The organism is Flavobacterium luteum (genome assembly GCF_008806775.1).
Classification (GTDB): Bacteria; Bacteroidota; Bacteroidia; order Flavobacteriales; family Flavobacteriaceae; genus Flavobacterium; species Flavobacterium luteum.
Genome location: NZ_WAEM01000006.1, coordinates 190,057 through 215,037, shown reverse-complemented (window position 1 = coordinate 215,037; position 24,981 = coordinate 190,057). Strand labels below are relative to the sequence as shown.

Annotated in this window: 17 protein-coding genes; 4 read left to right on the top strand and 13 right to left on the bottom strand. The window is 30.7% G+C overall.

The genetic code is table 11. The features are described 5' to 3' along the window. Nucleotides 1-72: 72 nt before the first annotated feature. Both F6464_RS11805 and F6464_RS11800 read right to left on the bottom strand, forming a co-directional pair. Nucleotides 73-4,686, bottom strand: coding sequence for a T9SS type B sorting domain-containing protein (locus tag F6464_RS11805; protein WP_151108077.1), 4,614 nt, complete (start codon nt 4,684-4,686; stop codon nt 73-75). Nucleotides 4,687-5,072: 386 nt separating this feature from the next. After that, nucleotides 5,073-9,668, bottom strand: a complete 4,596-nt coding sequence (locus F6464_RS11800; protein WP_151108075.1) for a T9SS type B sorting domain-containing protein — start codon at nt 9,666-9,668, stop codon at nt 5,073-5,075. A gap of 296 nt (nt 9,669-9,964) precedes the next feature. On the opposite strand from F6464_RS11800, the gene argS reads away from it, so the two are divergent. Next, entirely contained in the window at nt 9,965-11,743 is a 1,779-nt protein-coding gene (argS, locus tag F6464_RS11795) for an arginine--tRNA ligase (RefSeq protein WP_151108074.1), read from the top strand. Between the two features lie 2 nt (nt 11,744-11,745). Here argS and F6464_RS11790 read toward each other — a convergent pair whose 3' ends face one another. Genes F6464_RS11790 through F6464_RS11780 form a run of 3 tightly spaced genes read right to left on the bottom strand, consistent with a single transcriptional unit; the run spans nt 11,746 to nt 15,741 of the window. Next, entirely contained in the window at nt 11,746-14,232 is a 2,487-nt protein-coding gene (locus F6464_RS11790) for a TonB-dependent receptor plug domain-containing protein (protein ID WP_225318075.1), read from the bottom strand. Between the two features lie 51 nt (nt 14,233-14,283). After that, the gene (locus tag F6464_RS11785) at nt 14,284-15,177 is read right to left on the bottom strand and encodes a FecR family protein (RefSeq protein WP_151108071.1); all 894 of its coding nucleotides are present in this window, start codon (nt 15,175-15,177) and stop codon (nt 14,284-14,286) included. Between the two features lie 42 nt (nt 15,178-15,219). Next, a complete protein-coding gene (locus F6464_RS11780) occupies nt 15,220-15,741 on the bottom strand; it encodes an RNA polymerase sigma factor (RefSeq protein WP_151108069.1) in 522 nt (173 codons plus the stop codon). A gap of 102 nt (nt 15,742-15,843) precedes the next feature. Between F6464_RS11780 and F6464_RS11775 the strand changes: the two genes are divergently transcribed. Beyond that, nucleotides 15,844-16,866 (top strand): hypothetical protein, encoded by a 1,023-nt coding sequence (locus tag F6464_RS11775; RefSeq protein ID WP_151108067.1) that lies wholly within the window; start codon nt 15,844-15,846, stop codon nt 16,864-16,866. 60 nt (nt 16,867-16,926) lie between these two features. Here the strand turns inward: F6464_RS11775 and F6464_RS11770 are convergent, their stop codons facing one another. Genes F6464_RS11770 through F6464_RS11745 form a run of 6 tightly spaced genes read right to left on the bottom strand, consistent with a single transcriptional unit; the run spans nt 16,927 to nt 20,431 of the window. Next, on the bottom strand, nt 16,927-17,472 hold the full coding sequence (locus F6464_RS11770; RefSeq protein WP_151108065.1) for a YceI family protein: 546 nt from the start codon (nt 17,470-17,472) through the stop codon (nt 16,927-16,929). A gap of 14 nt (nt 17,473-17,486) precedes the next feature. Continuing rightward, the gene (locus F6464_RS11765; RefSeq protein ID WP_151108064.1) at nt 17,487-17,825 is read right to left on the bottom strand and encodes a hypothetical protein; all 339 of its coding nucleotides are present in this window, start codon (nt 17,823-17,825) and stop codon (nt 17,487-17,489) included. A 9-nt stretch (nt 17,826-17,834) separates the two neighbouring features. Then, nucleotides 17,835-18,707 (bottom strand): DUF5777 family beta-barrel protein, encoded by an 873-nt coding sequence (locus F6464_RS11760; RefSeq protein ID WP_151108062.1) that lies wholly within the window; start codon nt 18,705-18,707, stop codon nt 17,835-17,837. Nucleotides 18,708-18,721: 14 nt separating this feature from the next. Next, nucleotides 18,722-19,105 carry an OB-fold protein gene (locus tag F6464_RS11755; protein WP_151108060.1) on the bottom strand — a complete coding sequence of 128 codons (384 nt, stop codon included), beginning with the start codon at nt 19,103-19,105 and terminating at the stop codon, nt 18,722-18,724. Further along, the gene (locus F6464_RS11750; RefSeq protein WP_151108059.1) at nt 19,106-19,885 is read right to left on the bottom strand and encodes a T9SS type A sorting domain-containing protein; all 780 of its coding nucleotides are present in this window, start codon (nt 19,883-19,885) and stop codon (nt 19,106-19,108) included. Between the two features lie 24 nt (nt 19,886-19,909). Further along, nucleotides 19,910-20,431, bottom strand: a complete 522-nt coding sequence (locus F6464_RS11745) for an ankyrin repeat domain-containing protein (RefSeq protein ID WP_151108057.1) — start codon at nt 20,429-20,431, stop codon at nt 19,910-19,912. A 337-nt stretch (nt 20,432-20,768) separates the two neighbouring features. On the opposite strand from F6464_RS11745, the gene ffh reads away from it, so the two are divergent. Both ffh and F6464_RS11735 read left to right on the top strand, forming a co-directional pair. Then, complete coding sequence (ffh, locus tag F6464_RS11740; RefSeq protein WP_151108056.1) at nt 20,769-22,118, top strand: signal recognition particle protein; 1,350 nt, start codon at nt 20,769-20,771, stop codon at nt 22,116-22,118. A gap of 47 nt (nt 22,119-22,165) precedes the next feature. Further along, nucleotides 22,166-23,050, top strand: a complete 885-nt coding sequence (locus tag F6464_RS11735) for a bifunctional 5,10-methylenetetrahydrofolate dehydrogenase/5,10-methenyltetrahydrofolate cyclohydrolase (protein ID WP_151108054.1) — start codon at nt 22,166-22,168, stop codon at nt 23,048-23,050. Nucleotides 23,051-23,131: 81 nt separating this feature from the next. Here F6464_RS11735 and rluF read toward each other — a convergent pair whose 3' ends face one another. Then, nucleotides 23,132-23,944, bottom strand: coding sequence for a 23S rRNA pseudouridine(2604) synthase RluF (gene rluF, locus F6464_RS11730; RefSeq protein ID WP_151108052.1), 813 nt, complete (start codon nt 23,942-23,944; stop codon nt 23,132-23,134). Between the two features lie 189 nt (nt 23,945-24,133). Continuing rightward, entirely contained in the window at nt 24,134-24,979 is an 846-nt protein-coding gene (locus F6464_RS11725) for an alpha/beta hydrolase (protein ID WP_151108051.1), read from the bottom strand. Nucleotides 24,980-24,981: the final 2 nt, after the last annotated feature.

The window sequence follows — 24,981 nt, the reverse complement described above, 5'->3', positions numbered from 1 at the left end:
GATATCAAAAAACCCGAAGTTATCTTCGGGTTTTTCTTTATTAATTTAAACAAAACATTAAAAAAAACACAATTATCTTTTCATTGCAAAATGGGATTTAAATTCTGTAACATTACCATCCTTTTCATAAAATATAGTAAACCAATAATCAGAAGAAGGCATATTTTGTCCTGAAAAGGTTCCGTCCCATCCTGTCTCACTAGGTTTAATCTCTTTAATCATTTTACCATAGCGATCAAATATTTTTATTATAGCTTCATATTGTCCGCTTAAGGAAGAAATATTCCATGTATCATTAACTCCGTCTCCATTAGGGGTGAAGTATTTAGGATAGTTTATTGCTAATGCTTGAACAACAGAATTGCCACAACCATTTTTGTCATTTACGTTAATAGTATGCAAACCAGATAAAACATTGTCAAATACAGGACTGTCTTGAAAATATCCAGAGTCTAGTTGGTATTCATAGAAGCCACCCACTCCCTCCGCATCAACAGTTATTGTTTGATAATCTGAAAAATCCTCAGAAAATTTTAAAGTAACTTTAGCTTTTTCAGAAGAGAAAACTTCTGAGACTATAGGAAATGAAGAACATCCTGATTTTTTACTAGTTGTTATTAATGTATAGCTTCCAGTTAATTTAGCTTCATAAGTATTGTCTGTACCAACGATTTTGCCTGATGCATCAAGCCATTTAAAAGCATAATCTTTATTATCTAAACCACTTGGAATGGTATAAGAATTTAAAAGTGTATTTGTCTTACTATCTATACAAACAAAACCTCCTTTAGGATAAGGGATAGGCGCTTTAATGACAGTAATCGAAATGTTTCTTAAATCGTAGCAGCTATTTGCTAAAGAATTATTTACTCTTGCATAAACTAACGGTAGGTTAGTTTCATTTAAACCATTTCTTTCTGCTACTGCATCTTCAGGAGTAGCATAATATTTTACAGAAAATTCAGTTGTTTTTTGATTTCCTAATACTGTGGTATTTAGTTTTGTTAAATCAAAATTCATTTTTCCATCATTTTCACCATCTTCATCACAAACAGTGGTTAATCCGTTTGGTACAGGATAAGCTACTGGTTTAGGTATGATGGTTACAACAAATGAACTTTCACCATAACATACTGGATTAAATGGAGATGGGGCATAAATGTATATTGTTCTAGAATTAGTTATTAATTCATTAATAGCAAGACGTAAACCAGTTCCAGAAGGACCACTATAATATGCACCAACCTTTAACTCAGGTAATCTATAATTTTCACAAACCGTTACATTAGATAAATGATCTACATTGAATACATTTATGTAGAAACTTTTCTCGTCATAGCAATTAGGTGTAGTTGCAGTTTGTGCATACATGTATATTTTTTGACTCGAAGTTATCACATCATCTTCATTTAACATGGTACCAGTACCGTTAGGCTCTGTAAAATAATTTCCAATGCTTAATTCAGGAAACATGAAAGAATTACAAGTGTAAACATCAGGTACAGCAACTACTTTTGGAGTTTTATTAATTGTAACAACAAATACATTTTCATCAGTACAATTAATTCTTTCTCCAGATTCTATATATACATAAATGGTTTGAGTTGTAGTTATTACATCACCTGCATTCATAAAAGTTCCTTCACCACCATTTGGGCCATTTGGCTGCGAATAGTAATTTCCATTTTTCAGGGCTGGTAAAGTAAAACTATCACAGGCGGTAACGTCTTCTGGCGCATCTGCTTCAATTGAGAAAATATTAAGTTTAAAACTATTCTCGTCTGAACATTTTGTTATTGGGTCTGTTGCGTATATATAAATTGTTTGCGCGCTAGTTATTTTAGTCCCTGCATCAAGTTTAGTTCCTGTACCTCCGGGCCCTGTATAATAGTTACCTATTTTTAATGGAGTCAATTCATAAAAATTACAAATATCAATATCTGATCTGGAATCTATCATAGGTTTTTGATTAACAGTAACTTTAAAATTAGATTGATTGCTACAAGAAAGTCCAGAACGGTTAAAAATATAAATAGTTTGTGTTGAAGTGATTTTATCACCCGCATTTAGCATTTTTCCAGTTTCATTAGGTCCGGTATAAAACTTCCCTTCATTTATTAGATTTGGGAGGGTAAAGCTTTCACATACGGTTACATTATCAAGGATGTCAATTTTTGGTTGCCCTATAGTCAATTTGAAATTTGTAAAATCGGTACAATTAGGTGTTTTCGCATTTTGTACGTATATGTATATCGTTTTTGATTCGTTAATTAAGGATTCTTCCTCCAATTCTGTTCCAGTTCCAGCTGGTCCCGTATAATATTTTCCAATTGCTAACTCAGGTAAGGTAAAACTACCACATTGTATTATATCTTCTGGAGTGTCTATTCCTATAATAACTTTGAAAGAACTTTCAGAATAACAATAATAAGGAGAACCTGAGGTAGAAAACACATACACTTTTTGTGAACTAGTCAAAATAGTTCCAGCCTCTAATTTTGTTCCAGCTCCCATTTTATTTGTATAATAATTCCCTACGGATAAGGGTGGTAATGTATATGAATCGCAGTCAAATACATTTTTAAAGGTACCAACATTTTGTACTGGAGTAATTGTTACAGTAAAATCAATATCTATTTCACAAAAAGGTTCAGTGAGAGTTTTATAATAGAAATAGAGTTTTTTTGTTTCAGTTATCTTTGTTCCAAGGGGCAATTTATCCTCCTCATTTCCATGGGGTTCGCTATAATAATTGCCAAATGGCATTCTTGGCAATGTATAAGAATCACAGTAGTCTTTACTTTTTGGCAGATCGGCTTCATCAATTATTGTTATTCTAAAAACGGTTGCTGAAAAACAAGTATCAGGTCCACCAGGTTGGTTGAATATCATTATACCTTGGGTTTTTTCTATGCTATCTCCCGCAAAAACTGGAGTGGTTTTATTACCTTTTGAATCTACTAAGAAATAATTCCCATTAGTTAGTGGTTGTAAAATATAACTAGTACAAGCAGTAACATCTGGTAGTTTGTCTACTAATGGAGATTGATTAACGATTAATTTAAAACTTGTAACGTTATAACAACTGTTATCAAATTTGTTTTGAATTCTTGCATAGATTACTGTATCATTAGATCCTACATACGAATTTCTGTTTAATTGAGTGGTACTGTTATTAGCATTTAATAAAGAGATATGATATGTAATTTCATTCGTTACATCAGATTGGCCATTTAAGATATATTTACTTTGATCAGCTAATCTAAAAACACTTGTAGTTATTGTTGGTGAAGTAGAACATTTAATTAAATCATCAGGTTTATTTGCAACAGGAGGTTTTGTAACTAATAATTGAAAGGACTTAATAACATCATAGCAAGCATTATTGCGATTTCTGATTCTGACATAAATAGTTTGTCCTACAGTACCTATATAATTTAATGGTAATTTATTTGTATCAGAGTTAGCATCTGCCAAAGATGCATAGTAGTCAACGTCTGTCAAAGGATTTATTAATCCAGATCTTACAACATTAGTATTTATAGATAAATCATACAGGTACGAACTTGCTTCAGTATCACATTTGTAAAGATTTATAGGGTTTTTGGTTACTAATGGTAATAAGTATTCAACATTTATAAAGTCGGTCGTAGGTTCACAAGAACTTGATATTTTTTCATAAGTAACACCATATGTGCCTGTTTTAGTAACGATTAAATTTTCATTAGTAGCTTCGGGAATGATTACTCCATTTCTGCTCCATTTAAAGGTGTACTCCGTTGGACTAAGATTTGATTTTAAAGTATGGCTACTATTAAAGCATATTGCGCTATTATTAGCAATAGTTAAATCTTGCCCTAAAACATCTTGTCCTATGTTAAAAGTATCAGATGCAATAAAAATTGCTGAATCAGATCCTGAATCTGTTCGATCTGCAATAACCAATTTAATATGATATGGAGTATTAGGTTTTAATAGTGCTGAAGCATTTAGTAATTTTGTTTGTCCATTAAAGTTGGTTGCAGAACCATCTGCAGCAGAATCCCCATTAAAACTTCCAAAATATTCCACATTTGCTGAAGGACATGAGGAGTTGTAAATGTAATCCCTTATGGTAACAACCGATATAGGCTGGTTTGTATTTGGGACTACTGCTAGGTTTGTAGTAATTCCAGTGCTCATATCGGTTAATAAAAAGGCAAATGCGTCAGAAAACTGACATTGAAAATTTCCATATTCTTCGGAGGCAAAAAGGAATTCAAAACTAAAAGAAGGCGATATTGGTGTAAAATCAAATTCTATAACTGTTGCATTTACAGAATTCATTTTTATTCCAGATTGAAATAATATTTTTTCTAAATCAGAATCTCCAGGCCAATTTGCAGCTCCTTCATTCAATTCAGATTTATTGGGTCCAATAGCACTAGCAACAGCACCAGTACTTAAAACTACCCCAGATTTCATTGGAAAGTTTGGATTAGTATTAGTAAAATATCCTATCCCGTTAGAAGATCCGAAATTTGCGCCAGTACTTGATGATACATTTGATGCAGAGACACAAGGGGAATTAATTAATACTGTATTCACTAATTGCGGTACACTAAATGTGGTAGTATTAACAGTAATTGCTTGTGAGAAACAATTTATACTAATCACAATGAACAGGAGATGTATTAATTTTTTCAAAATATCCTAATTTAAAATAAATACTATTTTTTTTACTTGACAAATGTTTTAATATTACCGCTTAAAAGCAAATTTTATCGATTAAAAGCACAATATTAAACATTTAACAAATAAAAATCTTACAATTTATAATTTAAATTTTAGGATTTTCTATTTAAATTTTTTATGGAATAGCATTATCTTTAGTTTTAGTAATTCAAAAAGTTTTTTTAAATAGTATAAAACCCAAATTCTATTTAGGGAGAGGAATATATATTTATCATATAAGTATTAATTTCATTTTAAGCAACATAAATATTACAAATTTTAAACATAAAAAATCAGTCTCAAGTTCTGTGATGGCTTTTCTCTTTACCATTCAAACAAAACATTCAAACAAAACACAATTATCTTTTCATTGCAAAATGAGATTTAAATTCTGAAATGACACCTTCCTTTTCATAAAATATAGTAAACCAATAATCAGAAGAAGGCATGTTTTGTCCTGAAAAGGTTCCGTCCCATCCCGTTTCACTAGGTTTAATTACTTTAATCATTTTGCCATAGCGATCATATATTTTTATTTTAGCATCCGATTGTCCGCTTAAGGAAGAAATATTCCAAGTATCATTAACACCATCACCATTTGGGGTGAAGTATTTAGGATAATTTATTACCAATACCTGAACATTGGAGTTCCCACAACCATTTCTATCGTTTACGGTAATAGTATGCAAACCTGAGGAAACATTCTCAAAAATTGGACTATCTTGAAAAGATCCCGAATTTAGTTGGTACTCATAGAATCCACCTATTCCTTTAGCATCTACAGTTATTGTCTGATTATCTGAAAAATCTTCAGAAACTGTAAAGGCAACCACTGCTGGTTCGGATGGGGAAATTTCTAAAACAATAGGATAAGATGAACATCCTGATTTTTTGCTGGTTGTAATTAATGTGTATTCACCAGGTAATTTAGCTTCATAAGTACTGTCAGTTCCAACCACTTTACCTGATGCGTTAAGCCATTTAAAAGTATAATTTAAAGAGTCTAAACCACTTGGAATACTATATGAATTTAGCAAAGTATTTGTTTTACTATCAAAACAAACAATACCTCCTTTTGGATAAGGAATAGGTGCTTTTATAACATTTATATTAATATTTCTTATATCGTAGCAACTATTTGCTAAAGAATTGTTTACTCTAGCGTATATTACAGGTAAGTTTGTTGTATTCAAACTATTTTTTTCTTTAGCAGCATCCTCAAGAGTTGCATAATATTTTACATAAAATTCAGAAGTTTTTTGATTTCCTAATACAGTTGAATCTAGTTTTGATAAATCGAAATCGGTAATTCCATCATTTTCTCCATCTTCATCACAAACAGTAGTTAATCCGTTAGGTGCAGAATAGGCAATTGGTTTAGGTATAATGGTTACAACAAATGAACTTTCATCATAACATATTGGATTAAAGGGTGATTGACCATATATATAAATAGTTCTAGAGCTTGTAATTAATTCCCCAATTGCTAGTCGCAATCCTGTTCCTGCAGGACCACTATAATAAGCTCCAGCTTTTAAAGTTGGTAATGTATAATTTTCACAAATTGTTATATTTGACACCTCATCGACTTTAAAAATAGTTACTTTAAAACTTTTCTCATCATAACAATTAGGTGTTGTTGCAGTTTGTGCATACATATTTATGGTTTGTGTGGAAGTTACAAAATCATCCTCTTTTAACATGGTGCCAGTTCCAAGAAGGCCTGTAAAATAATTCCCTATACTTATTTCAGGAAGTTTGTATGAAATACATGTGTTTACATCAGGTATAGCAACTAATTTTGGAGTTTTATTAATGGTTACAACAAAAATATTCTCATCACTACAATTTATTCTTTCTCCAGATTCTGAATACACATATATGGTTTGAGTAGTAGTAATAACATCTCCAGCTTTCATAAAAGAACCCTCACCACTTTTAGGTCCACCTGATTTTGAATAATAATTCCCTATCTTTAAAGCAGGAAGCGTATAGCTATCACAAGCAGAGATATTAGATGGAGCATCTGCTTCTATTAAAGATATATTAAGATTAAAACTATTTTCATCAGAACATTTTGTTATAGGATCCAAAACATATATGTAAATAGTTTGTGAGCTAGTAATTTTGGTTCCCGCAACAAGTTTGGTTCCAGTTCCACCTGAGCCTGTAAAGTATTCTCCATGCGTAAGAGGTGTCAATTCATAAATATTACATATATCAATATCTGATCTTGAATCAATTTGTGGTTTTGGGTTTATAGTAACTGTAAAACTAGATTGATTGCTACAAACTGCAGTTGATTTCTTAAATATATAGATAGTTTGATTGGTAGTTATTTTATCTCCAGCATCTAGCTTTACCCCAGTTTCATTTGATCCTGTATAATAATTGCCAATAGTAAGCACAGGTAGTGTATAGCTCTCACAGGCAACGACATTTTCTAAAACATCAATTTTTGGTTGGCCAATACTAACATTAAAACTAAAGTTATCCGTACAATTTGGAAAAGTACTAGTTGGAACATAAACATATATTTTTTTGTCTTCAGAAATCATGGTCCCAGCTGGAATGCTATTTCCATGTCCTGCTGGTTCTAAATAGTATTTTCCAACAGGTAATACAGGTAGTTTATAGCTTCCGCATTGTGCTATTTCACTCGGTAGATTTAAACCTATTACAACCTCAAATGAATTTCCAGAGGTACAATAATTAGGTGAGCCTGTCGTAGAATAAACATATATTCTTTGAGAAGTTGTAATCACTGTTCCTGCTTCCAATTTTGTTCCACTTCCTTTAGGTTGTGTATAGTAATTTCCTACTTTCAATACGGGTAATTTGTAGGAATTACAATCAAATACATTTACAAATTGACCAACTTCCTGTATAGGAATAATAGTGATTGTAAAATTAATATCAATCTCACAGTATGGAGCCGTTATAGATTTAAAATAAAAGTAAATTGTTTGTGAAGATGTAATCGAGGTTCCGAATGGAATTTTTGTTCCCTTTCCTCCAGATTCAGTAAAATAATCACCAAAAGTTACTGAAGGTAAACCATATTTCCCACAATAAGTTCCACTTTTTGGAACTTCCAACTGAGCGTCAGTCACGGTAATTTTAAAGCTGGTTGCAGAAGAGCAACCTAGAGGGCCGAGTTTATTAAAAATATTTATAGTTTTTGTTTCATTTATAATATCTCCAGCCAAAAGTTTTGTTCCAGAACCATTTGTTCCAGTAAAATATTCTCCATTAGTTAATGTGGGTAAAGTATAACTATTACATGCAATAACATTTTCAAGTTTATCTACTAGTGGCAAAGGATTTACAAATACTTTGAAATTGGTAGTGCTAAAACATATATTATCATTTACATTTTCTACTCTTGCATAAATTGTAGTATTATCTTCAAAGATTGCTTGATTAGAGTTTATAATATTAGTGGCATTATTTGCATCAGTAAGTGATAGATAGTAACTAACTTTATAAATAGATGATGATTGACCATTTAAAATTGAATAGTTTTGTTTAGAGAGTTTAAAAGTTGCTTTAGTAAGACCTATTTCGCTAGCACATTCATTCATATCATTAGGTTGCTTTGCTGTTGCTGATGGAATTATCAACAACTTAAATGTTTTTATTACAAAACAAGCGTTAGTATGGTTTTTTATTCTAACATATACTGTTTCATTCGGAGCACTACTATACATTAAAGGTATTGCATTTGTTGCTGATGTCGCATCTGAGAGGGAAGCGTAATAGGTAACTTCAGTTAATGGATTTAATCCAGTTTTTATGACTACACTATTTAAAGATAGGTCAAATAAATAAGTAGCAGCACCAGTATCACATTTAACTAAATTTATTGGATTTTTAGTTATGAACTGTGGTAAATATTCAACACTTATATAGTCAGTAATAGCATCACAACTTTTTGATTTTTTCTCATAAGTTACTCCATAGACACCTGCTTTAGTGATGCTTAAAGTTTCAGTTGTGGCATCTGGTATTACAACTCCGTTTTTTGTCCAACTAAAATTATAATTTTGTGGATTTAGGTTGGTGTTTAAAATTTGAGTAGTGCCAAAGCATACTGCCGATTTGTTGGCAATTGTTAAATCTTGACCTAAAACATCTTGACCAATATTAAAAGAATCAGAAGCAATGAAAATTGCTGAATCAGATCCTGAATCAGATCGATCAGCAATTACAAGTTTAATGTGATACAAAGTATCAGGAATTAATTGAGCGGAGGCATTTAATAATTTAGTTTGTCCATTAAAGTTTGTTGCCGAGCTATTAGCTGCTGAATTGCCATTAAAACTTCCAAAATATTCTGAATTTGCAGACGGACATGATGAGTTGTATAAGTAATCCCTTATGGTAATAACCGATATAGGCTGATTAGTATTAGGAACTACCGCTAGGTTTCTAGTAATTCCAGTGCTTATATCGGTTAATAAAAAAGCAAATGCGTCAGAAAACTGACATTGAAAATTCCCATATTCTTCGGAGGCAAAAAGGAAGTCAAAACTAAAATTAGGTGATAATGGTGTAAAATCAAATTCTAAAACTGTTGCATTGGTTGAATTCATAGTTATTCCAGATTGAAATAATGTCTTTTCTAAATCAGAATCACCTGGCCAATTTGCAGCCCCATCATTTAATTCAGTTTTATTAGGCCCTACTGCACTAGTAACGGTACCAGTACTTAATACAACTCCAGATTTCATTGGAAAATTTGGATTTGAATTTGTGAAGTATCCTATTCCGTTTGAAGATCCAAAATTGGTTCCAGTACTTGAAGTAACATTAACTACTGAAACACAGGGAGAGTTAATTAACACTGTACTTACTAATTGTGGCACAGTATAGGTGTTAGTATTAACTGTTATTGCTTGCGAGAAACAATTTCCACTAATGACTAAGATAAAGAGTTGTATTAATTTTTTCATAATAATAAATTTATTACGGGTGCTATATTTTTGACTTGACAAATATTTTAATAATATCGTTTAAATACAAATATAATCGATAAAATACACTTTATTTAATTTATAATAAATAAAAATCTTACAAATATTAAATTTGAGTTTGAATTTTTCATATAATAATTACTATTAAAAAGGTTAATAGCAAAAACTATAGATTTTAACAAGGCATTTTTGATTATTATAAGTAACAAATTCTATTTTCAGATTGCTTTATATATGTTTACATTTGCAATCTCACAAATCATAATTGCACAATCATGTCACTATCAAAAATTCTTTTTCCACATATACAAAATGCTATAGCTTATTTATTTGATGTGAGCATAGAAAATATAGAATTTCAATCTACTCGGAAGGAATTTGAAGGCGACATCACAATGGTTTTATTTCCACTTTTAAAACAAATCAAAAGTAATCCAGTTGAATTAGGAAATAAACTAGGAAATTATTTAGTAGAAAATACTCAAGAAGTTAAGCATTTTAATGTTGTTTCAGGTTTTTTAAATATTGTCATTTCGGATAATTATTATTTGAATTTTTTTAATACAATAAAACAAGATTTGCAATACGGATTTGTAAAATCGAATCAAGAAAATAAGGCAGTTATGGTCGAATATTCTTCGCCTAATACCAACAAACCACTCCATTTAGGTCATGTTAGAAATAATCTTTTGGGATATGCTGTTGCAGAAATCCTTAAAGCGTCAGGAAAAAAAGTTTACAAAACCCAAATCATAAATGATAGAGGGATTCATATTTGCAAATCGATGTTGGCTTGGCAAAAATTTGGAAACGGTGAAACGCCTCATTCTACGGGTATCAAGGGTGATAAGTTAGTAGGTAAATATTATGTTGCTTTTGATAAAGCGTATAAAGAACAAATCAATCAATTAATTTTAGAAGGGAAAACCGAAGAAGAAGCAAAGAAAAATGCACCAATTATTGTAGAAGCCCAAAAAATGCTTCTCGATTGGGAAGCCGGTGATGAAAAAGTAGTACAACTTTGGAGAACCATGAATCAGTGGGTTTATGATGGTTTTGCAATAACCTATAAAAATCTTGGGGTAGATTTTGATACTTATTATTATGAAAGTGATACCTATTTATTAGGAAAAGATGTCGTGCAAATTGGATTAGAAAAAGGGGTGTTCGAAAAAGACCCTGATGGTTCAGTTTGGATTGATTTAACTGAAGACGGTTTAGATAGAAAAATTGTACTGCGTTCAGATGGAACGGCGGTTTACATGACTCAAGATATAGGAACAGCAATTCAACGAGTAAAAGATTTTCCCGATGTGGGCGGTATGGTTTATACTGTAGGAAATGAGCAGGATTATCACTTTAAAGTATTGTTTTTAATTTTGAAAAAGCTAGGATTTGATTGGTCTAAAAACTTATTTCATCTTTCCTATGGAATGGTCGATTTGCCGTCTGGAAAAATGAAATCACGAGAGGGAACTGTTGTAGATGCCGATGATTTAATGGAAGACATGGTTCAAACGGCAAAAGAATTGTCTGAAGAATTAGGGAAATTGGAAGGCTATTCTGATGAAGAAAAAGCTAAACTATATAAAATCATAGGGCTTGGCGCACTAAAATATTACATTTTAAAAGTCGATCCTAAAAAGAGAATTTTATTTAATCCAGAGGAATCAGTCGATTTTGCTGGAAATACAGGTCCTTTTATACAATATACATATGCTAGAATTCAATCTATTCTTCGAAAAGCCGATTTTGATTTAGAAGTTTCAATTGAAGAACTTGAATTGCATCAAAAAGAGAAAGAACTAATCAAACAAATAGAGTTGTATCCTGAGATTATTCAAAATGCCGCAAACAATCATAGTCCAGCATTAATTGCTAATTATACGTACGATTTAGTAAAAGAGTACAATTCGTTTTATCAAACTGTTTCTATTTTAGGAGAAGAAAATAGCAATAAAAAAACTTTTAGAGTTCAACTTTCTAAAAAAGTTAGTGATACCATTCAATCTGCTTTTAAATTATTAGGTATTGAAGTTCCAGAACGGATGTAATATTAAAAGTTGACTCTAAAACTTATGTTAGGTGTTCTTTGTAGGGCGAATGTTTTTACTTTTTCACTAGTATTTAGTACCGTATTTACTCTATAAAATTCGTTTATTTCATTTTTTTTGTTCAACAAATTTAAAACTGAAAAACCTATTCTGTATTGGGTTTCTTTTGTGTCTTTCCATTTATAGGTTGTCGAAAAATTGAATTGAAGAAAAGACTTTAAGTGATTTTCATTAGGCGAATTATAGTCGATTATAGGATTTGAAATATCTAATTCATCCGATTGAAGTGAAGTTCTAGGTCTTCCTGAATACCATTTTGAGCCCAATGCCAATTTTAAATTCTCTTTTTCATAAATTCCTGCCCAAGAAACAACATGATCGAGTTCGAAATTATTTGAAAAAACAGGCACTACAAATTTTGGGAAATAATAATTATTATCATTATAAGTATAACTTATCCATGATATAAAGTGGTTTACTTTCTTTTGTAAAACTATTTCAGTTCCTACAACAGTATATTCACCGTTAATTTTTATAAATTCCAATTGATTTTGAAATCCCTGACCAGAACTGTTAATTCCAGTTACTTTTTTATAAAAATTCTCGACACTTAACAACCAATTGTTCTTTGTATAGGAAAAGCTTACAGCTACTTGTTTGCTTCTCTGAATAGGAATTGTAGTGTTATTGGCTAATATCCATCGTCTTTTTTCAATTCCTAAATAATCTTTTTGTAAATCGATTATTTGAAAGGAGTTTTGGCTTTTGACTTCTCCTAGAATTTCAAAATTTAAATTTGATGTAATTCCGTAATTAAATTGCAATCTAGGTTCAAAAATATACTTATTAAACTGTTCTATATAATTCAATCGTAATCCTGAATTAATATTTAGCCTAGATATAGAATCATTAAATTTTCCTTCCATAATAAAGGCATGATTTCGTAACACATTTTTGTTTTTTCTGTAAAATTGAGGATTGTTTACTTCGTCTAAATTTATAGTGCTAATTTCATTAAATTGGTATCCGTTTCTGAAACTAAATTTGGAATTTATTTTATGGAAATTTTCAATTTTAATACCAGTATCTAAAACTTCATTCTCTTGTTTTACAGTCTGATTTGCTTCAATTTTGTTTTGCTGTGCCTCCAACTCGTATAAAGAAGAATAAATATTTATAGTACTTCTGTTGGTTTTGTTCCAGAATCTTTTCCAAGAAAGACTTCCACCAAAATTATTTTGATACAATGTGTTTTTCTCTGACTGAATTAAATTATTCACAGAATTAGATTGCAATACATTTATCTTATCATTTATTATAATAAAATCTAATATAAGATGGTCTTTTTGTCCTATTTTTTGAGAATATTTGAGTGTTGCATCATAAAAAAAGAAGGAGCTATCATCAGAATAATTAGTGTTTTTTGAATTTGTTTCATTAATAATGGTAGTGTTTTGAAAGGCTTTATTAAAATAGTTTTTATAAGTGGGCGTCTGAACCCAATCTGTTATAGATCTTCGTGCTGAAATTTCTATAAATCCATTATTACTAATCTTAAATTTAGAATAAACATCAGCATTTATCATATTTATTCCAGCACTAAAGTTGTTTTTTTCAAAATCATTTGAATTAGATGAAATATCGACAACACTCGAAACACTTTCGCCATAAAAAGGAGAACTTCCATTTTTATAGATAGAAACAGTATGCGCTAAATTTGGATTAAAAGCAGATATTAATCCAAAAAAATGTCCTGTTTGATACATTTTTATTCCATTCCATAAAAATAAATTTTGGTCGTGTGTACCGCCACGCACATTAATACTAGCAACACTTTCATCGGCACTATTTATTCCAGGTATTTGTTGCATAGCTTGTAATACATCTGCTTCTATCAAACCAGGTAATATTCCGAGTTTTTTTGGTTTTATTTCAAATGCACCATCAGTTTTTTTAGCTATACCAGACGTTAAGTAGTGATTAGTTATTATGTTTTCTAGAACGGCCATATCTTGTTCTAGGTAAACAGTTATACAATCTTTAAACTGATTTTCTTTAACAATTATTTTTTGTGTTGCAAAGCCAATGTAGCTAATTGCAATTTCATTTGAATTTTGTTTTTGCAATTCAAAATAGCCATTTTTGTCTGTTATTGTATTATTTCCATTGTTAAAATGAATATTTGCATTTTCAAGAGGAGTCTTTTCGTTTTTATTAAAAACATAGCCACAGATTTTTATTAATTCTGGCTTTTTTTTATCAAAAACAGTTATAAATTGATTGTTTATAGTATCAAATGAAAGGTTGGTCTTCTTTTGTAGATATTTTATTTTTTCATTTAATGATAAATTATTTTTAGGAGGTAAAAGGATAATTTTTTCAATCTCTACATCTATATAATTAAAAATAACATGATGTTGTTTTTCAATATTTTGAAAGATTTTTTTTAAAGGAATTGTCTTGTTTTTGTCTTGTGCATTAATACTCAAGACAAAAAAAAAGAAAAAAAGTAAAATACAAATACGTTTTAAAAAAAACATCTATTTTTCCTCAAGAATTATTTTATTAGGAGTTACTTTCATTGTTTTGAAGTGATAGGCTGTAGCTATAATTTCAAGTGCAATGTCTAGATTGTCAGTTGGTATTTTTCCGGTAAATAGATCATCGGGATGATTGGTTCTTATATCTATAGACACATCGTATTGCCTTTGAATTTCATCTACTATAAACATTAGACTATCTCTATTAAAAGCAATTTTATTGTCCAGCCAATCCGGTTTTGTTAGTGATACTTTTGAATTTATTTGCAATTCATTTTCAAATGTTACCGATTTTCCAGGAGTTAAAATAATTTCTTTGTGCTTATAATTTACTTTTACTTTTCCTGTAAAACAAGTTATTTCAAATCTGTTTTTTCTAGCTTTTACATCAAATTGAGTTCCTAAAACGGTCACTTTTCCCAACAGAGTTGTCACCTCGAATCGCTTGCCTTTAGCGACTTTGAAAAAAGCTTCCCCTTTTAAAGTTAATTTTCTATTTTCTGACCAATTCCATTTTTTATAATCTATTTGAGACTCAGCATTCAAAACAACTTCCGAATTATCGGGTAAGGTAAAGGTGGTTCTTTTTCCGCTAGTAGCGCTTTGGGTTTCTGTAATAAAGTTTCGCATAACAAATGTAATACTAAGAAAAAGGACAACAATTGCTGCAATTTTAAAAAACCAATTTCTATATAAAGGAATAATATTTGTTTTATTGTTTTCTAAAATATTTTTATAAAGTTGGTTTTCCTCAAAAGGAGGTGTCTTTAATTGACTAGAATAGTCTGCGATTTTATAATATATATAGAATTCTGGTGTTTTTTTGAAATCGTTTAGTTCAATTTCAGTCATTTCTCCAGCAAGCCATTTCGCTAAGTCGTAATTTTCTTTCATGCTGTTTTCATTTGTACTTAAACATATAAGAATTTAAAAACCCTACTTAATTTGTTCGATTTCAATTCTTAAAGATACTAACGCACCATGTATTCTTTTCTCTACAGCTTTAATACCAATTCCTATTATTTCTGCAATTTCACTATATTTTTTTCCCTCAATTCGATGCAACAGAAATGCAGTTCTTTGGGCTTCTGTAAGGTTTGAAATGGCTTTTTCTAATTTAACTTTAAATTGTTCTTCTTCTAAGATGAATTCAGGATTAAAATTTGTTTTGTCTGAATTGATATTGTTTTTTGCATAACTCAAAACTACTTTTTTATGTGCAATCTGATTTAATGTAGCATTATTTGCAACTGTATACAGAAACGATTTGGCTTTTTCTATAGGAACTTCTGAACATTTTTCCCATAATTTAATAAATGCCTCTTGAGTCATATCATTTGCTTGCTCTTCATTTCCATATTTAAAATACAAGTAATTTCGTAATGACTTAACATTGCTTTTAAAAAAGTTTGAAAAAACGGTTTCTTCACAAATACTAATAGATTTTAGTTTATGCATTATGAATTATAAATTTCTATAGAGCGTGAAGTTAAAAAAAATAATTGTTGTTAGGGTTTTTTTGTTGAAATTTGTTTTATGGTTGTTGTCAACAATAATACTATGAAAATTTTTCAATTTATAATAATTACATTATTAAGCCTATTTGTATTTTCTTGTCAAGATGAGGATGAAAATGAAATTAGAGTTCCCAATACGAGCTTAACTAAAGTTGATCCACTTACTTCTTTACTTTCTAGAGTTTCGCAATATCCAACAGCAATTGATAATATTTTGGATGGTAATAGTTATTGTAGTGTTCAATTGCCTGTTACAGTTGTTGTCAATTATAATAAAATAGAGGTTTCATCTCAAGAAGATTATAAATTGGTTGCTAGTATTATTGATGAATATTCTAATGATGACGATAAAATCAATTTTGTATTTCCAATAACAATGGTTTTTAGAAACTTTAGTAAACTAACAATAAATAATCAACTGGAACTAAAAAATCTATTAGATAGTTACAACGAGTATACTGATTATACCGAGATAGATTGTGTTGATTTTAGTTTTCCTATTGGTATTAATTCTTATGATAGCAATAGCCAACAGGCGAAGTCATTTATAATTCAAAACAATTCTCAACTTTATAATTTTGTTTACAATTTAAAAGAAACCGATTTTTTCACTCTCGATTTCCCAATAACAATCACGTCTAAAATTGATGGAAAAATAGTTGAAGTACAAACCAATAACGAATTAAAAAGTAGTATAGAAAATGAAATTGGTAAATGTGAAATTCCTTCTAATGAGAATAAAGATTTATCAAGTATAATTGTTACTGGTACTTGGTATGTTTCCTATTTTTTAGATAATTATGAAAACGAAACCGCTGAATATATGGGATATAATTTTACTTTTTTATCAAATGGTTCTGTCACTGTTGTTAAAAATAGTTCCTCAATAGATGGAACATGGAGTTCATATACCGATGGCGGAATAAAAAAGTTTGTCATGAGTTTTTCAGGAATTAATCTCGATGAATTAGAGGAAGATTGGAAAATAATAGAGTATAATGGAACAAATATTCGATTAAAACACGAAAATTCTGAATCACATTATTTGTATTTAACTAAGAAGTAATAAAAAAAACCGTCTAAAAATTTTACTCTTCAGACGGTTTTCTCAACAAAACAATTAACTTTATTTTTCTTCAAGCACAAAGTTTAAAGTAATTTTTATGTTTTCTGCAAATTTTTCTTTTACCAAATTTGGAATATCTATTTTATAATCAGCAGCTTTTACAGAAAAAGTACTAGCAGCAGTAATTTTTCCAGCATTTAAGATTAGACTGATCTTAGTTTTAATTTTCTTAGTAACGCCATGAATCGTCAAATCTCCTTCTAAGTCATAACTAGTTTTTGTAGATGATAATTTTGAAGCGTCAAAACTTATAATTTTTCCATCAAAAGTCGATTTGGGAAATTGGGAAGACTCCATATAATTTTCATTAAAATGTTCTTCCATTAATGGGGCTTTAAACTTAAAAGCTTTTACTAAAACTAAAGCTACAAAATGACCATTTGATTCATCCAAAATACAGGATGCTGTCTTGTTTATTCCAATAATTTCGACTTCGTTGGGTACCGTAGCATCAAATTTTATTTCTCCTGAACGAGTCATCATTTTCTGTGAAAAAGAGATATTTCCAATAAAGAAACAAATGAGTAGAACTGCTGTTTTTTTCATTTTTGTTTAAGGATTTAGTTTGGGAATTTATTTGTAGCCCATAATTGTATCATATCTATTGTGGCTTGTGGCATTTTACCACTTGTTGGCATAATTTCACCGCATTCACCATTTATTCTGCATAATAAATTTCCATCAAATGTAGCTTCTTTTACCTGATCATAATTTTCTAAATTTGGAAATTCTTTGCCACCCGAATGACAACCTGTACATTTTGCTGAAATTACAGGTTGTACATTTTTCGAGTAAGTAGGGTTAGTAACAACAGCCGAAATATCTTGATAGGTTGTTGATTCACATGATGTAATAAATAAGGAACTTATTACTATCGCTAAAATTTGTATTTTTTTCATATTTATTTTTTAAAAAACTCTATACATATTAAACCCAAAATAAACGCTACCGCCATTCCAATCACCAGCAGCATTTGTATAAATGGCAACATCATTCATAGGCTGGCTATTAGAGAAGACCAACTGAAAAACATGACCGCCAGTTTCAATATCTAAGCCTATAGAAAGCGGGTTACTATAAGTCGATTTAAATTCATCTGGTAAATTTACTCGCCCTGCATACTCTAAATTTAAACTCAATCTTTTTGATAATTTATATCTCGCTCCAGCAGCTAACAACAACGTATTTTCTTGGTCTAAAATCCCATCATATAAATTTTTATGAACAAAAATGGGTGCTAATTGAAATGAAAACGAATCTGAGAATTTTCTGGAAACAAGCAATTGCGTTGTATACGCAAATCTATTATTTGAATTTAAACCAGGTAAAGTCTCATCCTTTTTTAGTTCACTATCAATATCCATCGTGTTGTATCCCACAATGGTAATTGGAAATCCATCAACTTCTTGATTGGCTAGTTTGTATTTTGCTGCTAATTCATAGGTTTTACGATAAGTATGTCTTGAAACCCCTACAGAAAGCCAATTGGCAACACCATAAATCCCTCCAATTTTTGTTAATGCATTGTCCAAGCCAAAGAAATTATTAATTCCTTCAGTTAAATCTCCAAATCGATGTGAAACTAGAAAATAAAATTCTCCTTTTACCGGCAATTTTGTTGATTGCATGTTGCATATCTGCAATCCTTTGAAGGCAGCCATTGCTATTTCTTTTTCTTTCGATTTTACAGTATCAAGTTGGTTTAATAAGTCATCTTGAGCAAAGGCAAATGCCAATCCAAAAAAGACAAAAACAAATGTAAAAAGGCTTTTAATTTTCATATTCTATTTTTTTATTAATTACAAAAACATTGATCTAATTTTAATTCTCCCATTAAATCATCAAATCCAACAACTCTACCTTTTACAGTTATGATTTGATTTTTAACTAAAGTACTATTTGGATTTTTTAAACTACAAATAATAGAATTATCTAGAATTACTTCATTAGCACTTACAGAAGTAATAGTGCCTTTTACAGCTACAGCTTTCTCAAGATACTTTTTGTTGGATAAATCTTGATTCGTTGTGAATTCATTAAGAATAGCCTTAGAGGAAATAATATAGTCAGTCTTCTCAGTAGATAAATCTCTTGCTCCACCATGCATAACATATTGATAAGCTAAAAAGCCTAAAATAGAAATAATTACAAATGATATAATAACTCTGTTTTTTTTCATTTATTGTAATATTATTTTTTTAATAATTTTGTCTTCTTTGTTGGATATTTCCATAAAATATATTCCTTTAGTAAAACTCGATAAATCTATAGCATTTTCTTGGTTATTTGCGTCTGATTTAATTTCTTTAAGCAATTTTGCGTTAGTATCAAAAATTTTAATTTTAGTAATTTGAATAATGCTGTTTTTAGAAATGGTAAATATTCCGTTTGAGGGATTTGGATAAATACTTATTTTATCTAAAGAAGCAAAATTCTCAGTTCCTAATGTGGCAAAAGAAGCACTTTTAGTGCCAAATGAAGAATGCTCAACTCCAGGATCAATAACTCCTGACGGACCATTTGCCCAAATAAGATTTAGTGTGTTATTAGCAAAGTTGAAAGTATAATCTTCAGAATCACCAGTATTAAAAGGTCGCGTTGCTATAATCGTTCTTGAAGTTCCATTAACTACATTGCTTACAACTGTTAAATTATTGGTGGCGTCGGTATTTGCTTCTTGATGTCCTCCAGGAAGAACTTGATCTAAAACTGCAGTTCCAGAGGAAGTAATGCAATCTGTATTAGAAGCCATAGTAGTAGCATTAAATCCAATACTAAACCATCTTGTAGATGGCCCAACTACTGTAAAGGTAGCCAATGAAGTAGTTTGATTTAAATCAATTTGAATTGATATTATTGTAGATCCAGTTCTCAATGAAACTACACCAGATGATTTTTTTTGTGCAAATGAAATATTCATTAATGCCAAAGTTGCTAAAAGTAGGTAAGATTTTTTCATTTTTTTTAATTTTTGTGTTTATTATTATTGATCTAAAAGGATTATTAATTCGGTATTTTTATTAAAATTCGCAAAATCTAAGGCAGTCTTCCCGTCACTATCTTTCTGATTTTTATTAGCTCCAGCCTGTATTAAAAGTTTAGCAATATCATTTTTATTAAAGAAAACGGCATAAATTAATGCTGTTTTTCCTTGTGAATCAAATTGGTTTAAATCGGACTTAACAGCAATTAATTTTTCTACTATTTGGACATTTCCAGACATTACAGCTGCCATTAAGGCTGAACCCATTCCTGAATTATAATTTAAATCGGCAACTTTATCGGCAAGAAACAAAGCAACAGGTGCATTGGATCTATAGCAAGCTAAAATTAATGGACTTGATTTTCTCTCATCGACAGTATTTACAATAGTTGGATTCTCTTTATAAATTGTTTCAATTTCTAAAAGTGTACCTTTTCTTGCAATATCAAATATATTCTTCTCTTGTGAAAAGACAAACGTACTAATCAAAATAAATAAAAGAGATGTTAAAAGCGACTTCATATTTGTCATAAATTAGGTTGAACGTATTTCATTAGAAAAATATTTTTTATTTAAATTAAGCATGTTGATATGCATAATTAGTCTTTCATCGTGATTAAATATGTAAACATTTAATAAATACAAAACCCTACTATGAAAAATATTTTTTTTATAAAACACATCTGAATATTTTTTTAAGGTTGAATTTTCAACTAATCCCTACGAATATAAAAAATATTTTCAAATATTTTTTATATAATTTTAGAATAAGTTATATAATTTTCAGAGTATTTTATTTAGAATAACTTTAAACTTCAAAATCAAATGCTTAAATTTGCCCTTCAATAAATACAAGATTATGTTCAATAATTTAAGCGAAAAACTAGACAAAGCCTTTCATGTTTTAAAAGGTCACGGAAAAATAACTGAAGTAAACGTAGCCGATACTTTAAAAGAAGTACGTAGAGCTTTACTAGACGCCGATGTCAATTTTAAAACAGCCAAAGACTTTACTACCAAAGTAAAAGAGAAAGCGATTGGTCAAGATGTATTAACAACGTTACAACCAGGACAGCTTTTAGTTAAAATTGTAAAAGACGAACTAACAGAGTTAATGGGTGGTGATGTTTCAGGAGTTAATCTTTCAGGAAACCCTACCGTTATTTTAATGTCAGGTTTGCAAGGTTCAGGTAAAACCACTTTTTCAGGAAAATTAGCTAATTTCCTTAAGACTAAAAAGAATAAAAATCCACTTTTAGTAGCTTGCGATGTGTATCGTCCTGCCGCTATTAATCAGTTGCATATCGTTGGAGATCAAATAGGTGTTGAGGTCTATTCGGAACTAGCCAATAACAATCCTGTTGAAATCTCAGTTAACGCCATAAAATATGCCAAAGAAAAAGGGTACAATGTAGTTATTGTAGATACTGCTGGTCGTCTTGCTGTAGATGAGGAGATGATGACCGAGATTGCTAATGTTCATAAAGCCATTCAACCACTCGAGACTTTATTTGTTGTTGATGCTATGACGGGTCAAGATGCGGTAAATACTGCAAAGGCTTTTAACGAAAGATTAAATTTTGACGGAGTAATCCTTACAAAATTAGATGGTGATACTCGAGGTGGAGCTGCTATTTCTATTAAGTCGGTAGTAAACAAACCGATAAAGTTTGTTGGAACTGGAGAAAAAATGGATGCCATAGATGTGTTTTATCCTTCTCGTATGGCAGAACGTATTCTAGGAATGGGAGATGTTGTGTCCTTAGTCGAACGAGCTCAAGAGCAATTCAACGAAGAGGAAGCTAGAAAAATTCAAAAGAAAATAGCCAAAAACGAATTTGGTTTTGATGATTTTCTTTCTCAAATTCAGCAAGTGAAGAAAATGGGAAATATGAAGGACTTGGTGGGAATGATACCTGGTGCTTCAAAAGCAATGAAGGATGTTGAAATTGAAGACGATGCCTTTAAACATATTGAAGCTATTATCCATTCGATGACTCCAACTGAGAGAAGCAAGCCTTCTATTATTGATGTAAAAAGAAAAACTAGAATAGCGAAAGGTGCTGGAAGAAAAATTGAAGAAGTCAATCAATTGATGAAACAATTTGACCAAATGAGTAAGATGATGAAAATGATGCAAGGCCCAGGCGGTAAAAATATGATGAAAATGATGAGCGGAATGAAGGGCGGTATGCCTGGAATGAGATAATTTTAGTCACTCAATTGCAACAATAAAAAACTAACTACTGTACTATAATGCAACTACTAGACGGAAAAAAAACTTCTGAAGATATAAAAAACGAAATCGCAGCCGAAGTTCAAAGAATGAAAGCCGACGGTCAAAAAGTACCTCATTTAGCAGCAGTTATTGTTGGTACAAATGGAGCGAGTTTGACTTATGTGGGAAGCAAAGTAAAATCATGTAAACAAATTGGTTTCGAGTCTACATTAGTCGCTTTGCCAGAAAACATTTCTGAGGAAGAATTACTTGACAAAATTAAGGAGTTGAATGAAGATGACGATTTAGATGGTTATATCGTTCAGTTGCCTTTGCCAAAGCATATCAATGAAGAGAAAATCTTAATGGCAATTGATCCTGAAAAAGATGTCGATGGATTTCATCCAGCCAATTTTGGAAAAATGGCTTTAGAAATGGAAACATTTTTACCTGCAACTCCTTTTGGAATAATGGAATTGTTAGAACGATATAAAGTAGAAACCTCAGGTAAACATACTGTAGTTATTGGTCGAAGTCATATCGTAGGCCGTCCAATGAGTATCTTGATGAGCCGTAAAGGGTATCCCGGAGATTCAACCGTAACATTAACTCACAGTAGAACCAAAAATATTGAAGAATACACTAAAAATGCTGATATTATCATCACAGCACTTGGAGTTCCTAATTATCTAAAAGCCGATATGGTAAAAGATGGAGTAGTCGTAATTGATGTGGGAATCACTAGAGTTGAAGATGCTTCGCACCCAAAAGGATATGTCATTACAGGCGATGTCGATTTTGATAGTGTAAGCAAGAAATCTTCCTTTATTACGCCTGTTCCCGGTGGAGTAGGGCCAATGACAATTGCGATGTTGTTGAAAAATACACTTTTGGCAAGGAAAATTAGAAGTAGAAAAAAGTAAAATTTTTTTGATTATAAAAAAGCAATACCCAAGATTATCGTCTTGGGTATTGTTTTTATTGGCAATTTTATTTTGTGATAATCAATAATCTCCTTTTTTCTTAAATCTAGGATCATCTCTTTTAATAAATTCTGTTCGTCGTTTTACAGGTTCAGCTTTTGGTAAACTTGCTTCTTCTGTTTTGCTTGAAGGTTCTATTAGTGCGTTGAGTTCTTTAATCTCTGAATCGGTTAAATCACGGAATCTGCCCACAGGAATATCCAATGAAATATTGATAATTCGAATGCGTTTCAATGCCGTAACTTCATAACCCAAATATTCACACATCCTACGAATTTGACGGTTTAAACCTTGAGTCAATACAATTTTAAAAATGGTAGAACTGATTTTTTCTACTTTACATTTTCTGGTAACGGTATCTAAAATTGGTATGCCATTACTCATTTTTTCTATAAAACGGTCGGTTATGAGTTTGTTGACCGTTACGGTATATTCTTTTTCGTGATTGTTTCTTGCACGAAGAATTTTGTTGACAATGTCACCGTCATTGGTCATAAAAATCAGACCTTCGCTGGCTTTATCGAGTCGTCCAATTGGGAAAATTCGTTTGGGATAATTAATATAATCTACAATATTATTGCGAACGTCTAAATTAGTAGTGCATTCTATTCCTACAGGTTTGTTAAAGGCGAGATATACTAATTTTTCGGTTTTTTCTCGAATGAGTTTTCCATCTATGCGCACTTCATCATTTGGCGAAACTTTAGTTCCTAATTCTGGAACGACACCATTTATGGTTACTCGACCTTCTTCGATAATTTTATCGGCTTCACGTCGAGAGCAATAACCCGTTTCTCCGATAAATTTATTGAGGCGTTTAAGATTTTCTTCCATAACGCAAAAGTAGGTATTTTTAGATTGTTTGTTTGTAAAGTTTGTGTAGAAATTTGCTAATTTGAAAATTGTAGAAATTCCTATAACTTGTTTTTAGCCCTGATGGTAGTGGAATCCTGTTCTTGATTGTAAAGCAAGAACAGATTGTAATGGACAGCAGGAGGAGGCAACTTTAGAAATGCTATGTAATTATGCTTCTAAAAGAAAAGTTACTATTTGTGAATAGAGTTTTTCATCGTGCAAACTATGACCTAGTCCTTGTGTTTGAGTATATATTGCGTTTGTCCAAGATTTTGAAATTTTTAAACCTTCTTTTACGTGTACAACTTGATCGTTTGAATCATGAGCAATAAAGACTTTCTGGGTAAATTTTTTTGAATATAAATGAACCGAAAACGCGTCAATTTTAACATTGAATCTATCTTCGGATTGCTTTCTAAGATTCGTGCTGATTTTAGAATTTAAACTCAATAATTTGATATAATTATCTATGATAATTTTCATTTCTGATGGGCTTCCCAGCAAAACTACTTTTTCTAAGTTTGAATTTGGATACTTGTGTAAATAAAAAGCGCTTGCTGCTCCACCAATAGAGTGAGCAATTATAGTTTTTGGATTGTATTTTTGGATTGTAGCATGGATAAATTCAGCATATTGAGGTACATTAAATTCTTTTCCGCTACTGAGTCCATGAGCAGGAGCATCAATTGCAATAATAGTACTTCCAGTTTGTTTTAAATAGGGCATTATTTTTTTCCAACGTGAGGCATTACTTTCCCAACCGTGAACTAATAAAATTACATTTTCGTTACCAATCCATTTATACATTTGAATTTGGTGGTTGTTATGCCCTATGATTTCAGTTGTTGCATTTTGCAAAAATTTCGGCAATTTTTCTTTTACCAATTTGCCTTTTCGAGGTTCGCTAAAAAATTGATACGCTATTACATAAGCTCTTCTCGGATTTACATAACTTAAAATATTAAGGTAAAAACCGATTGATTTAACAAGTATAAAGAATTTTATTTTTTTCATAA

Bases quoted from the DNA above. Each gene is read 5' to 3' on its own strand.
- F6464_RS11800 (WP_151108075.1), bottom strand. From the start codon at position 9,668: ATGAAAAAATTAATACAACTCTTTATCTTAGTCATTAGTGGAAATTGT.
- argS (WP_151108074.1), top strand. From the start codon at position 9,965: ATGTCACTATCAAAAATTCTTTTTCCACATATACAAAATGCTATAGCT.
- F6464_RS11785 (WP_151108071.1), bottom strand. From the start codon at position 15,177: ATGAAAGAAAATTACGACTTAGCGAAATGGCTTGCTGGAGAAATGACT.
- F6464_RS11780 (WP_151108069.1), bottom strand. From the start codon at position 15,741: ATGCATAAACTAAAATCTATTAGTATTTGTGAAGAAACCGTTTTTTCA.
- F6464_RS11775 (WP_151108067.1), top strand. From the start codon at position 15,844: ATGAAAATTTTTCAATTTATAATAATTACATTATTAAGCCTATTTGTA.
- F6464_RS11770 (WP_151108065.1), bottom strand. From the start codon at position 17,472: ATGAAAAAAACAGCAGTTCTACTCATTTGTTTCTTTATTGGAAATATC.
- F6464_RS11765 (WP_151108064.1), bottom strand. From the start codon at position 17,825: ATGAAAAAAATACAAATTTTAGCGATAGTAATAAGTTCCTTATTTATT.
- F6464_RS11760 (WP_151108062.1), bottom strand. From the start codon at position 18,707: ATGAAAATTAAAAGCCTTTTTACATTTGTTTTTGTCTTTTTTGGATTG.
- F6464_RS11755 (WP_151108060.1), bottom strand. From the start codon at position 19,105: ATGAAAAAAAACAGAGTTATTATATCATTTGTAATTATTTCTATTTTA.
- F6464_RS11750 (WP_151108059.1), bottom strand. From the start codon at position 19,885: ATGAAAAAATCTTACCTACTTTTAGCAACTTTGGCATTAATGAATATT.
- F6464_RS11745 (WP_151108057.1), bottom strand. From the start codon at position 20,431: ATGAAGTCGCTTTTAACATCTCTTTTATTTATTTTGATTAGTACGTTT.
- ffh (WP_151108056.1), top strand. From the start codon at position 20,769: ATGTTCAATAATTTAAGCGAAAAACTAGACAAAGCCTTTCATGTTTTA.
- F6464_RS11735 (WP_151108054.1), top strand. From the start codon at position 22,166: ATGCAACTACTAGACGGAAAAAAAACTTCTGAAGATATAAAAAACGAA.
- rluF (WP_151108052.1), bottom strand. From the start codon at position 23,944: ATGGAAGAAAATCTTAAACGCCTCAATAAATTTATCGGAGAAACGGGT.
- F6464_RS11725 (WP_151108051.1), bottom strand. From the start codon at position 24,979: ATGAAAAAAATAAAATTCTTTATACTTGTTAAATCAATCGGTTTTTAC.